Genomic DNA, 13,251 nt, shown 5'->3' on the forward strand with positions numbered 1-13,251 from the left:
ATTTCATGTCAACCATAAGAAACTTATCGGCTTTTGCAAACCCCTTCTTGAAGTACCACTTGACAGGCAAGCCGTCACCGGTCCTCGGCGGGTACAAAATAACCTACAATTGTAACCTCAAGTGTAGACACTGCCCTTACTGGAATAGGTCCGTGCCCGAGCAGGATTTTCCACGGGTTCGAAATACTCTGGAACGCCTCAGAGGGATAGGCGTGCAGATCCTCATATTGGAAGGCGGCGAGCCCTTGCTGTGGCGAGATGGCAAAAAGAACATTCGCCACGTGATCGAGGCGGCGCGAAGGCTTTTCCGGTGCGTCTGCATAACCACCAATGGCACGCTTTCGTGGGCAGATCTTGAGTTGGACCGCGTCTGGGTCAGCCTGGACGGTCCTCGCAGAGTGCATGACGAAATTCGCGGCCAGGGCGTTTTCGACAAGGTGTGGAAAAACCTGGAGCAAGAGGGGAACGGTCGGGCGCTCGTGAGCACCACCATCAGCACAGCCAATTCCAGCACTATACAGGAACTGCTCCAAACCCTCCGCGGCAGGGTAGCAGGAGTCACCATTCAGTTTTATTACCCGTACGCAGGCCTCCCTGACCCTCTATTCCTTCCTTTCAGTGAAAGGGCCCCGGTGCTGGAAAAGCTCAAGCAAATGAAAAAGGACGGGTATCCGGTGGCCAATTCTCTCATGAGCCTGGAGGATTTGAAAAAGGAGCGATGGACCTGCGAGGAAAAATTCTTGGCCAATGCCGAGCCTGACGGGACAGTTTTGCACGGATGTTATTTGAGGAACAGGGGTGCTTCAAAATGTTCGCTGTGTGGGTTCTCGGCTCACAATGAGATGTCCCTTGCCTTCAAAGGAAAAATGGAGGCAATAAGGACCGGCATGGGGATCTTTTTTCCGTAGGGATTCAAAGTGGATGTGCGGGGGACCTCCTAGAGGTTCTCCCCGCGATCGACCGCTTATTTGGATGAAGTCTGATATCAATGGCCTTTAGCCACGTACTCCACTCTTGGTTCCGGGAACATCGGCAATATAGGTTGTTCCATCAAATTAAACGGCTGGCAGGTCCTGGTTCCCGAAGCGAGCGCAATGTTAATCGCTTCACCCACATCGCTGATAAAGTGAAGAGTCATTTCTTCCTTTACGTAGTCAGGGAGATCTCGCAGACTGGACTGGTTCTTTTTCGGGAGTATAACTTCGCGAACACCAGCGCGGCGTGCAGCCAACAGTTTTTCTTTGATCCCACCAACCGGAAGTACTCGGCCCCTAAGCGTTAACTCCCCGGTCATAGCTACTTCTCTGCGCACGGGAACCCCAGTAAAGAAGGATGCCAGCGCAACGGCAATCGTTATTCCCGCTGATGGGCCGTCCTTCGGAATGGCTCCCGCAGGGACATGAATGTGCAGGTCGGTCTGGGACAGAAGCCTCTCCTCAATACCGTGAAGGCTGCAAGTGTTTCTCAGATAGCTGAGTGCCGCTCGGGCTGATTCCTGCATGACGTCCCCGAGGCAGCCGGTCATTGTGAGATCCTTTTGCCCCCGGAACCCCGTTACCTCCACAAATATTATGTCTCCACCACTTTCCGTCCACGCAAGGCCAGTGGCCGTGCCTACCTGGTCTTGCTCTTCCGCCAGATCGAAATAGAACTTCGGCGGGCCGAGAAGCTCCTCCACGATTTCGGGTCGTATCTCTTCCCGCAAGGGCAATCCTTGGGTAATCTCTCGCGCTACTTTGCGGCACACAGCGCCGATTTGCCTTTCAAGGTTCCGGACGCCCGCTTCCCTAGTGAATGCCCTGATGATGTATCGAATCGCCTCAGGGGTGAAGCCAATCGGGTATTCACGGACGCCGTTGTCTTCCAGGGCTTTTCGAATGAGAAACTGCTCTGCAATCTTCTCTTTTTCCTCATCGGCATATCCCGGTATGCGGATCACTTCCATCCGGTCGCGCAATGGGGCCGGAATGGGGTCCAGCTGATTGGCTGTGGCGATAAAAAGAACCCCACTCAGGTCGAATGGAATGTCCAGATAATGATCGCTGAAGGAATTGTTCTGCTCCGGGTCAAGGACCTCGAGCAAAGCGCATGCAGGATCTCCCCTGAAGTCTTGCCCGATCTTGTCCACCTCATCGAGCATGAAGACGGGGTTCCTATTTCCTGCCCTACGGATCTCCTGAATGATCCTGCCCGGCATAGCTCCAATGTAGGTCCTGCGATGGCCCCTTATTTCGGCTTCATCACGCATGCCTCCCAGCGAAATCCTTTGAAACTTTCGGCCGAGTGCCCTCGCGATGGATTTCCCCAAGGAGGTTTTGCCCACGCCGGGCGGTCCGACGAAACAGAGAATGGGGCCTTTGTTATCCTCCTTGAGCTTGCGAATCGCCAGAAACTCCAAAATCCTGTCCTTGACCTTCGCCAGGTTATAATGGTCCTGATCGAGTATCCTCTGGGCCCTTGCGATGTCGAGGTTGTCCTCGGTCGTGGTACTCCAAGGCAAGCTGGTGATAACATCCAGATAGGTTCTGGAAACAATGTATTCCGGTGAGTGAGGAGGAATCCGTTCGAGTCTTTGCAGCTCGCGAGTGGCCACCTCCACTGCGTCGGTGGACATCCCGGAATCTCTTATCTTTTGGTGAAATTCCTTGATCTCGGTGCTATGGGGATCTTCCTCCGAGCTAAAGTCCTTTTGCATTGAGCGCATCTGCTGCCGGATGCCGATTTCTTTTTGACGTTTTGCGTATGCCGCGTTCGAAATCGTATCGTTTGCGGCTTGAAGCCTTGGCTGGAGTGAGTGGACATCGGCTTGCAGGTAAGAGAAAGCGCCCTTAAGCCTGGCAAGAGGGTCTTCGATCTCCAGAATGCTTTGCTTTATGTCAGCTTGCAGAGGCAAATAGACTGCGATCAGGTCGGCTAGCCGGCCCGGGTCCTCCGCTCGCTCGATCATGGTCATGGCGTGGTCACTGATCGGTCTGCCCAAACTGAGGCTTAATTTGAAGAGCGAGGCCATGCTGCGAACCAATGGCTCCAGCAACTCTTGCGGCTCGCATCGTTCCTCGATCATGCTGACCTCACCCATGAGGTAAGGGTCATGCTGGATTTGTTTGATCAAACGCACACGGCAGATGCCGTCGGCAATGGCCTTGACGCCTCCGCTCTCCAGTCGCACCACCTGCTGGATGCGAGCCAGCGTCCCGACCATGCAGATCTCTTCACGAAGCGGATTCAGTCTATTTTTGGCTTTCTGATAAAAAAGGCCGACCAGATTCTCGCCGTCCACGACGGATTCGGCGAGTTTGACAACCCGAGATCCCTTCAAAAACAGCGGAACCATGACATTTGGGAAGACAACCATATCCCTCAGAGGAAGAATAGGTACAACCGTGGGGAGATTCTCCACAAACTTTGAAGATTTCATAACGACACCACACCCATCCCGCGAAGAATTGATTGCATGCGATTTAATGGTCAAAAAAATGTAGCGCTAACATATCTGATTTTAACGGAAAAGTCAAGAACGACGCGAAAAGGGGCTTGCAGAAGTTGTGACAGGGGGGTTTTTCGTATGATGATGCTAGGTAGGTTTAACACTAGAAATCAACATTTTGTATAAACTTTCGCGTCAACTAGTTAATATATTTTTTTCACGTCGATGCCGGGGGGATCGCGAGCACGAAACGGCCGCCTCTGATGTTCAACACAATTGCTAAAAAGAGATCAATTCAATGAGATCCTCGCGGGTAAAGTGCTTTATGAGCGACTTGTCATCCTGTTTGACTATGGAATCCATGAGACGCCTTTTCTTATCAATGACCCAGTCGATTTTTTCCTCAAGGGTATTTTCCGTGATTAACTTGAAAACCTGGACGCCTCGCGTCTGCCCGATCCTGTGAACCCTGTCGGTGGCCTGCTCTTCCCGAGCGGAATTCCACCAACGGTCATAATGAATCACTACCGACGCGGCGGTGAGGTCGATTCCGAGACCCGCGGCCCTCAGTGAGGCGCTAAACACCATGCAATTGGGATCTGAGTTGAATCGCTTTATTGCCTCCGCTCGCTTCGGAGTCCGGACATTTCCCTTTATGGTTGCGAATTCAATCTCCTGATCCGACAGAAACGATTCTATAAGGTCCAGCATCTTCACGTACTGACTGAAGACCACCACCTTTTGCCCCGAGCCCAGACTTTCATCGAGAAGCTCCAGGAAGAGGTCCCATTTTCCTGAAGCGTACTTGCGGTAGTCCCTGCCTTCCCCTTCAAGCAAAGCGGGGTGGTTACAGATTTGCTTGAGGTAGTTTAAGACCGCAAAAATGTGCATATAAGGGACTTTTTGATCCGGGTCCTTCAGGGTCATCACCAGATCTTTGCCCTGGTTTTCGACCACGTCCCGATAGAAACGTATCTGGTCCTCTGTCAAAGAGCACCGGCGAATGTCCTCGATCTTAGGCGGCAGTTCTTTGAGCACCTGTTCTTTTTTGCGGCGCAGAGTGAACGGCTGGATCATCCGGGACAGCTTCTCCCTGGTCGGTCGGTCCGAGGCCTCCTCAATAGGGTACCGAAAATGGTTCTCGAAGAGCGAATTAGACATCAGATAACCTGGGAGCACTATATCGAAGAGGGACTTCAGATCCGTGACCGTGTTCTCAATAGGGGTGCCCGTCAGACCTATAGTGCAGACCGCTTCCAACGCCTTCACAGCCGCGTAGGTCTTTGTCGTCGCATTCTTTACGGTCTGAATTTCATCAAGAACGAGCAATTCAAAGCGGTATTCCGCCAACATCTCTATGTCCCGCAGCGCGATCCCGTACGAGGTGATTATCAGGCTATGGGCTGCAAAGCCTTCTTCGAACGACCGATCCGTGCCGTGATAAACATAGGGGTCAAGGTATGGCGCGTAAGTCAGGACTTTGTCTTTCCAGTGACTCAGGACCGTAGTCGGACAAACCACCAGGAAGCGCATCATTGGCCGGCTCCTGCTGACGTGGTGATTTATGCCGGTCATCAGCGCCATAACCTGATGCGTTTTCCCGAGCCCCATGTCGTCGCACAGGAGCCCTGAAAAGCCATTCTCATAGAGGAACCAGAGCCAGGCGTAACCGTTTTTCTGGTACCCTCGGAGCTTCCCCTTCATCGCGCTCACTGAGGGAAGCCGGCCTGGTGGTTTGAGCATCTCCAGGTCCTCGAACCAGGACTTTGTGCCGGTCGAGGGAAATCGCTTCTCCAGACGGTCGTGCATGGCCAAGAAACGCAGGTACTCGGTTCTTCCCACCGTCAGACTGTTATCTTTGAGATTTGGCTGGTCCTCGAGCCCGTCCATCCAGGAAAAGGCGGACGACATTGTATCGACCCACTTATCTCCGTGGACCAGGAAGCGGACCTTGCCCCGTCTCGCGTTGAAAATCTCCTGGAAGGACATACGAAAGTCGCCGAAATTATATTTAATGTCGAGCGTGATTCCCTCGTCGCCGGAGAACTCATGATCCACCGTCACGCTTTCGTACTGTTCAACGGTCTGACGGTTTAAAAGGCCGGGTTCCATGAACAGCCCGGGCTCGGTTCTCAATGAATCACCGCAGGCTTCGAGGAAAGTGGTGATCTGCTCCGCGGGCACGAAGATTTTCTTCTGAGGCGAAAAGTACTCTGCCGGAAGACCGCTCGCGCTTACGGCGATCCTGAAAAATCCCCAATCGGGGAAGAAATAGTATGTTCCGAAAAAGTGTCGTTCGAGCTTGGTCCTGTCCAGATACGCATCCTGCGCGTCCGCGTCCGGATCGGGGTTTTCCACGATAGGAGTGATACACAGCGACGATGAGGCCGTCCGATCGATGCGATAGCCCGTCTTCAGGGGTTGGGGATGTATCGGCAAATCTGTTCCGATGGCCTCTTTTTTCTCTCCCATTTCGATGACGACACCGACAAGATTTCTTGGCGGCACCAGGCGGAGAATAACGCTTTCCGCTTCGTCCAGGGCTTCCACAATGAGTTCTTGCTTATGTTCGAGAAATCGGAAATTGAATGTGCCTCCGCTGCGCCCTGCAGCAAGGAATCCCACCTTAGCGATACGGTGCCAGACACTGTCCTCAAGATGCTGGCGGATGGACTTCACTCCTCTCCGATTGATTTCCTCCTCTGCATCGGTGAGCTGCCACGGCCTTCGGCGGAGGAACGGGACGTTCGGATCTTTTAGCTTGCGGCCGTACATCCGGCGGAAAAGCGTGGAATCTATGTCCCTTCGTATAATGTCGAAGAACTCGTGCAAAAATTCCTCGACCAGACGCTCGCCCGGCATAAAGGCCAAAATTTCGTTTTGGTTGCGGTCCGCAAAGACAATCCGCAGGCCTTCGCCTCCGTGATTCACCTGTGTTCTAAAGCCCAGCACCGAATCACCGAAGCTCTTAAAGCCGAACCAGCTGATCTCGTACCAGAAGCTGTCCTGAAAGTCTTCTCCCAGGGATTTCAGTCGCCCGGTTTGAGGGTCGGGCCGCAGAACATATCGGACAAACGAGACAATATGATGGCAATAGGTCCGTGTGCTCGATCGGAAGCACCCGCAGGTGGCCCGACTGAGGACCTTGGTCTCTGGGTCAAGGGTTATGTGGACGTTGACTCCCTTTCCGGAGCCTTCACTGACAAGGCCGAAGTATGATTCTCTTCCGAAGTTAATATGCGAAATTCGCGAACTCTCCGCCAGGTGGAGCCCTTGTTCGAGCACTTCCGTATTGAATTGGCGAGTGATCTCTGCTGGTAGCTCTCCCCCCCCGGTTGCATCCGCAACGGTCTTCTTCAATTGTATCACTTTTCCGAACACTTAAATCTCCTGTAACCAAACCCCCAGTCTATAGACCACGGGGCGTGGATACCACAACCAATAGGGGTTGTCAATCTTTAAATTATAGATTTAAACATTGAAGACAAGGGATTTTTATAAAAGAATTTATAGTCATAAAATTAACCTAAAAGTTAATCATGCGCCGCCTGTAATTTCCTAATCGCGAAAATCACTACGGAAATCGCGATCCATGACTGAATCAGAGACGTAAGGACACTACGGATTGTGTCCTTCCGGCAAACCTCCACAATCTGTCAGTCACAACCAAGCGTAATCATTCAGTTACGCGGGGGAGTTGCCACTTTTCTGCCATTGCGAGGAGTGAAATCCCGCGTTCCGCGGGAAAGCAATCTCGGCCTTTAGGCGCTGAGATTGCTTCGCTGCGCCCGCAATGACATTCTTTCGCCGCTGGAAACTGAATGGTTTCAACCTCAATGCCATCGCGCTTGTGAGAAGCTGCTTTTGCTGATAACATTCTTCGGCCCTGCGCGAGCAAAAGAAGCATGAAGGGGAGTCCAAACGTCGGCCGGCAGCCGGCGTCAAATGCACGGGATACTGCGCAATGAACAAGAAGAAAATCGCTCTGTTGGTTGCACTTGTCTTTCTAGCTGTGGTTGGGCTTGGCGTGATGGTCCATTTGAGAGATCGAAACCACGTGGAAGGAAAGATCTTCGTCAGCGGAAACATCGAGGCCACCGAAACGGATCTCTCTTTCAGATTGAGCGGCCAGATAATCAGTCTCCCGATAGAAGAAGGGGACCGGCTGAAAAAGAACCAAGTGGTCGCCAAGCTCGATATTGACACTCTTACGGCTCAGAAAGGAGCAGCGGAAGCTGATCTGGCTAATGCCAGAGCCGTTCTGGACGAACTAGAGGAGGGCACCCGCGTCGAAGAGATTGCACAGGCCAGGGCCCAATGGAAAGCGGCGGAAAGCAGGCTCAAACTGGCAAAGGATGAATACCATCGCTATCTGGCGCTGTTTAGGGAAGGGGTGGTATCAGCCTCCAACTTCGACTCGAGAGACAGCACTTACAAAGTCGCGCTCGAAGATTACAACAATTCGACCCAACGGCTGAAAGAACTCGAAACCGGGCCCAGAGAGCAGCAGATTCGCGCCGCGCGGGCACGCTGGGAAGGGGCCCAATGGAACCTCGAAAGAATCAAGCTCGATATCGAACATTCCACATTGGCGACCCCCACGGCCTCGGTGGTGCTGGTCAAAGCAGCGGAGTTGGGGGAGGTGACTCTGCCGGGGGCCACTGTGGCCACGGTTGCAGCCATAGATGAGGTCTGGCTCAAGGGTTACGTGAGCGAAAGAGACCTCGGCAAGGTAAAGCTTGGGCAAAAGGCCGAAATCACTACCGACACATTTCCCGGCAAGATCTATCCCGGTGTTGTGACCTTTATTTCATCCAGAGCAGAGTTCACACCCAAAAATGTTCAGACGCGAGAAGAAAGGATCAAGCAAGTTTTCAGAGTTAAGGTAACGATCCAAAACCCGGAGCAGGAGTTGAAGATCGGCATGCCCGCGGAAGGATATGTCGTCGTGGATGAAGAGCATGCGAAAAAAGCGGGGGTGTCGACGCGTGGGAAATAGCGTGGGTCACAATCCGGAAACACCGTCGATCATCCGGACTGAAAAGCTCTGCCGCGACTTTGGTGAGGTCCAAGCGGTGCGGAACCTGGACCTGGAGGTGAAGCGCGGCGAACTCTTTGGCATTGTTGGGCCTGACGGCGCGGGCAAGACCACTACCATGCGTATGCTGGCAGGCATTCTAGCCCCGACTTCCGGCAAGGCCTGGGTTGACGATGTCTCAATCGTAGACGACCCTGAGGAGATAAAAGAGCACATAGCGTACATGCCTCAGCGGTTCGGTCTGTATCAGGACCTGACCGTAATGGAGAACCTTGTCTTCTACGCAGATCTTTTCCAAGTCCCCAAGGCAGAACGCGGCCCCAGGATCGACACGCTGCTGGGTTTCAGTCGCCTGGCTCCCTTCAAGGACAGATTTGCCGGGGCCCTGTCCGGAGGGATGAAACAGAAGCTGGGCCTTGCCTGTGCCCTCATCCATTCGCCCCGCCTGTTACTCTTGGACGAACCCACCAACGGGGTTGACCCGGTCTCCCGCCGTGATTTCTGGAAGATCCTTTACGACCTTGTAAAGGAGAAAATCTCTATAGTGATTACGACCGCTTACCTCGACGAAGCTGAGCGAACCAACCGCGTGGCCTTGATGCACAAGGGATCTATCATTCAGCTGGGTGAGCCTCGCGCGCTAAAAGGCATGGTCAGCGGCCTAATGATGGAGCTTGTCTGTTCGGGCCTGAACCGTGCCAAGGAGGTGCTTTTGCGCGTGCCTGAAGTCATCGACGCAAATGTTTTCGGCGACGCGCTCCATGTCCGAGTGAAGGACGAGCAGTATGCTGATGTGGTTCGCGAAACACTCCAGCGGGAGGGCATGAAGATTGATTCCTTGAGGAGGATTACGCCCGCGATGGAAGACGCTTTCCTGTCGCTGATCCCTAAGAATGATGTGTCCAAAGCATCAGCCGAGGAAGTGCGGTGAAAAAGCAGGCTGAAGGGGTAGAGGTCTTCGCTGATAACCTCACCAAGGTCTTTGGAGAGTTCAGGGCCGTTGACAACGTCAGCTTTGAAGTGGAAAAGGGCGAAATCTTCGGTTTCCTGGGTCCCAACGGAGCGGGAAAGACCACCACTATCAAAATACTCTGCGGGCTGCTTGCCCCTACCTCCGGAGCCGCCAAGGTTGCCGGATTTGACGTGGCAACACAACCTGAGGAAATCAAGAAACATATAGGGTACATGTCGCAGAAGTTCTCCCTGTACGAGGACCTGACGGTGGGGGAAAATCTCGACTTTTTCGGCGGAATTTACAGCCTGGAAAGGGAGAAAAAGAAGTCGAGGGATACATGGGTGCTGGAGATGGCCGGACTGACCGACAAAAGGACCAGCCTCACCGGAGACCTGCCGTTGGGATGGAAACAGAGACTTGCACTGGGATGCGCGGTCCTCCATGAGCCTCCGGTATTGTTTCTCGATGAACCGACCTCGGGGGTGGACCCCCTTTCTCGCCGCAGCTTCTGGGAGTTGATCCACGACATGGGCCGGCAGGGCGTGACCGTGTTTGTTACAACCCACTACATGGAAGAGGCAGAGTACTGCAATCGCCTCGCATTGATGAGCCGCGGGAAAATAATAGCTCTTGGGACCCCCGGTGAACTGAAAAAGAACTGGATGATCGAGTCGGTCATAGACCTGGAATGCGATGATCTCATGAAAGCGGCTGAACTGCTGGAGCAGGAGCCGGGCTTCACGGAGGTGGCCGTATTCGGGAGCCTGCTGCATCTGGTCGCGGGGGACCCGGATTATGCTGTAACGAGAGCCAGAGAAGTCTTGACCGAGGCCGGGATTGAGGTTTTCAGGATAGAGCCCATCACCCCGAGCCTTGAAGACGTGTTTGTAACCCTGACGGCCAAAGATGGTAACTCCGACTCGTGAGTCCGGGGAATCACTTAGTTGCGAAGCGCGGCACTCTGTCATTGCGAGGGCGCAAGCCCGAAGCAATCTCCATTGGTGGGACAGGTTTCTCGCTTGTCCATTGGAATGACGGGCAAGATGCCCGTCCCACCGAAAAAGAGATTGCTTTGTCGCTTCGGTCCTCGCAACAACATTTTTGTGCCACCCGTAACTGAATGGGTACCATTCCGATGAACGCTGGAACATCTCAAGGACTGTTTCTCAATAAGCCATGAATATTGCTCGCACCCTAGCAGTCGCACGCAAAGAGACCAGACAAATTATCCGGGACTCGCGATCTTTGTACCTTGCACTTGGTATCCCGGTCATGCTGATGATTCTGTTCGGCTATGCCCTTTCCTTGGACGTGGACAATATTCCGCTGGCCGTCTGGGATCAAGAGCGCACCCCCGCGTCACGGGAATTCATCGATAGACTGACCAGCTCGGGCTACTTCACGGTGGTTTTGCGGACCGAATCGTATCAGCCTATTGTACAGGCCATCGACAAAAACGAAGCCAATATGGGGCTGGTAATTCCTTTTGATTTTAGCAGGAATTTGAAACGTGGCAGGCCCACCAGCGTTCAGGCGGTCGTGGACGGTTCGGATTCGACCAGGGCCGGTTTGGCCATTGTGTACCTGGAGACCATTGTTGCCACCTTCGAAGATGATCTCCGAAAGCAGGCGCTTACAAGCCAATCCGTCCAACAGAGGATCAATCCGCCTGTGGAGCCGCGTGTCCGGCTGCTCTACAATCCTGAGCTTCAAAGCAGAAACAACATTGTCCCTGGCCTCATTGCCATAATCATGATGGTTATTGCAGCGCTGCTCACATCACTGACCATTGTGAGGGAAAGGGAGCTGGGCACTTTGGAACAGCTTATTTCGACCCCATTGAAACCCAATGAACTGATATTGGGAAAGTTGATACCTTATTTTGTGCTGGGTTACGTGGATCTCCTGATGACCTACGTAATGGGGCAATACGTGTTCAATGTACCTTTCCGAGGAAGCCTGTTGTTGATGTTTTTCGTCTCCGGCATATTCCTGATCGGAGCGCTTTCTCTGGGGTTCTTCATTTCCGTGGTCGCTTCCAACCAGTTCTTTGCGACTCAGGTAGCGCTCTTGGGAACTTTCCTGCCGTCGTTTCTTCTATCCGGCTTTGTATTCCCGATTTCCAACATGCCGGACATATTGCAGATAGTCACGTACATCATTCCTGCCAGGCATTTCGTTACCGTCCTGCGAGCCATATATCTAAAGGGCGTCGGCGTAGAGGCCGTACTTGTGCCTTTTCTGATGCTCGTATTTTTTGCAGTGTTTCTCACTTTCCTTGCAACCGTGAAGCTGAAAAAGAGCCTGCGATGAGCGACAATATGACCCCTGATTCAAAAAACAATCGAGCTGCCGCCGGCCGCGGTGGAGAATCAACGCGAAGCTGGATCGAGAGGCTTTTCTCTCCCGAGTTGGTTGAAAGTCTGCGCCGGATAAAGACCCTCATGCGCAAGGAGTTCATTCAAATATACCGCAACAAGCAGAATTTCCGCCTCATACTCATTGCTCCGTTCATGCAGCTCATTATTCTGGGTTATGCGAGTCGCCTGGATGTAAAAGATGTGCAAACCGTCGTTGCCGACCTCGATCGGAGCGCGCTCAGCAGAGAGATAATAGATTCCTTCTCCCGTTCGGGGTACTTCATCATCAAGCAGACGGTAGATTCGTACGACAAGGTCGATCGATACCTGGAGACCGGCCAGGCTGCCCTGGCCATCTTGATCCCGCCCGATCTGGAGCGGCGAATAAAGGGAGGCCAAACCGCGCAGGTTGGGGTCCTGATTGACGGGGTGGACACCACCACGGCGGGCACTGTATCCGGATACGCCCAATCTATCCTGCTGCGGTTTTCCTCGGACCTAACGACTAAACGCGTGGGCAAAATGCAGGGACTGATGTTCGATTCTCCTATTCCCAGGCTGGTTGTCCCGTCATTGGCCAATGCGAGCAGGGCCTGGTTCAATCCTAACTTGAACTCCAAAGACTTTTTTGTGCCCGGCGTGGTGGTCATCATCCTCGTTGCGACCACTATTATCATGACGTCTGCGGTGATTGTCCGGGAAAAAGAGATCGGCACAATAGAACAGCTAATGGTCACGCCCATATCGCGTCTTGAGTTGATCTTGGGCAAGATACTGCCATGTTTCGCGATAGTGATAACAATCATGGCGGTCATCATGCCCGTTGGATTGCTGGTTTTCGATGTGCCTTTCAATGGCTCAAGGCTGTTTTTTCTGCCCACCGGAATGGCCTTCCTGATTACCATCGCGGGAATCGGCATGACCATATCAGCCTTCTGCCAGACGCAGCAACAGGCTATCCTTTCATCGTTTATGTTCTTGCAGCCTTCTGTGTTGCTTTCCGGATACGCATTTCCCATCGAGAATATGCCGATTGTCATCCAATACCTCACGTACCTCAATCCCATGCGGTACTTCATAAGCATCGTCCGAGGCGTGTTCCTAAAGGGCACCGGATGGGATGTCCTCTGGCCGGAAGTCCTACCAATCTGCATCATGGCGGTCTTCTTCATCGCCGTCGCTTCATTCCTCTTCAAAAAACGAGTCGATTAGGCAAGAGTGGGAACGGAGAAAAAGGAAAGGGCAGGGAAGAAAGGAGGGGGAATAGTGCGGGAGGCAACTTTTCTGTAGAAAAGTTTCCCCCCGCAACCCCCCTTCCAAAGACTTTTGTATCATGTCCCGTTGCCAACGGTTCTCTTTTTCCGGTCAGCATCGAGCCAATGAGGATCATCAATCTCTGTCACGGCTCTAGAAAGTCAGAATGTGCTTGATCGCGGCAGCAAAGTGCAGGAATATAGGGCGAAAATTCTCA

The 13,251-nt window shown here is 53.0% G+C and carries 8 protein-coding genes; 6 read left to right on the forward strand and 2 right to left on the reverse strand.

Features of this window, described 5'->3' with window-relative positions:
* Positions 1–5 precede the first annotated feature (5 nt).
* Positions 6–908 (forward strand): radical SAM protein, encoded by a 903-nt coding sequence (locus HY913_20090; GenBank protein MBI4965588.1) that lies wholly within the window; start codon positions 6–8, stop codon positions 906–908.
* A gap of 77 nt (positions 909–985) precedes the next feature.
* Here HY913_20090 and lon read toward each other — a convergent pair whose 3' ends face one another.
* Both lon and HY913_20100 read right to left on the reverse strand, forming a co-directional pair.
* The gene (lon, locus tag HY913_20095; GenBank protein ID MBI4965589.1) at positions 986–3,418 is read right to left on the reverse strand and encodes an endopeptidase La; all 2,433 of its coding nucleotides are present in this window, start codon (positions 3,416–3,418) and stop codon (positions 986–988) included.
* Between the two features lie 288 nt (positions 3,419–3,706).
* A complete protein-coding gene (locus HY913_20100; GenBank protein ID MBI4965590.1) occupies positions 3,707–6,808 on the reverse strand; it encodes a DEAD/DEAH box helicase in 3,102 nt (1,033 codons plus the stop codon).
* 583 nt (positions 6,809–7,391) lie between these two features.
* On the opposite strand from HY913_20100, the gene HY913_20105 reads away from it, so the two are divergent.
* From HY913_20105 to HY913_20125, 5 genes are all read left to right on the forward strand, one after another.
* Positions 7,392–8,426, forward strand: a complete 1,035-nt coding sequence (locus HY913_20105; GenBank protein ID MBI4965591.1) for an efflux RND transporter periplasmic adaptor subunit — start codon at positions 7,392–7,394, stop codon at positions 8,424–8,426.
* Positions 8,389–9,396, forward strand: coding sequence for an ABC transporter ATP-binding protein (locus HY913_20110; protein ID MBI4965592.1), 1,008 nt, complete (start codon positions 8,389–8,391; stop codon positions 9,394–9,396). The genes HY913_20105 and HY913_20110 overlap by 38 nt, the downstream gene beginning before the upstream one ends.
* Entirely contained in the window at positions 9,393–10,346 is a 954-nt protein-coding gene (locus tag HY913_20115; protein ID MBI4965593.1) for an ABC transporter ATP-binding protein, read from the forward strand. Before HY913_20110 ends, HY913_20115 begins: the two co-directional genes overlap by 4 nt.
* Before the next feature lie 250 nt (positions 10,347–10,596).
* Complete coding sequence (locus HY913_20120; GenBank protein MBI4965594.1) at positions 10,597–11,733, forward strand: ABC transporter permease; 1,137 nt, start codon at positions 10,597–10,599, stop codon at positions 11,731–11,733.
* Positions 11,730–12,992 (forward strand): ABC transporter permease, encoded by a 1,263-nt coding sequence (locus HY913_20125; protein MBI4965595.1) that lies wholly within the window; start codon positions 11,730–11,732, stop codon positions 12,990–12,992. The genes HY913_20120 and HY913_20125 overlap by 4 nt, the downstream gene beginning before the upstream one ends.
* Positions 12,993–13,251: the final 259 nt, after the last annotated feature.

It is taken from the genome of Desulfomonile tiedjei (assembly GCA_016212925.1).
In the GTDB taxonomy this organism is placed as follows: Bacteria; Desulfobacterota; Desulfomonilia; order Desulfomonilales; family Desulfomonilaceae; genus JACRDF01.

Coding starts and splice junctions, on each gene's coding strand:
- HY913_20110 (MBI4965592.1), top strand. CDS start 8,389: ATGCGAAAAAAGCGGGGGTGTCGACGCGTGGGAAATAGCGTGGGTCAC.
- HY913_20090 (MBI4965588.1), top strand. CDS start 6: ATGTCAACCATAAGAAACTTATCGGCTTTTGCAAACCCCTTCTTGAAG.
- HY913_20105 (MBI4965591.1), top strand. CDS start 7,392: ATGAACAAGAAGAAAATCGCTCTGTTGGTTGCACTTGTCTTTCTAGCT.
- HY913_20120 (MBI4965594.1), top strand. CDS start 10,597: ATGAATATTGCTCGCACCCTAGCAGTCGCACGCAAAGAGACCAGACAA.
- HY913_20125 (MBI4965595.1), top strand. CDS start 11,730: ATGAGCGACAATATGACCCCTGATTCAAAAAACAATCGAGCTGCCGCC.
- lon (MBI4965589.1), bottom strand. CDS start 3,418: ATGAAATCTTCAAAGTTTGTGGAGAATCTCCCCACGGTTGTACCTATT.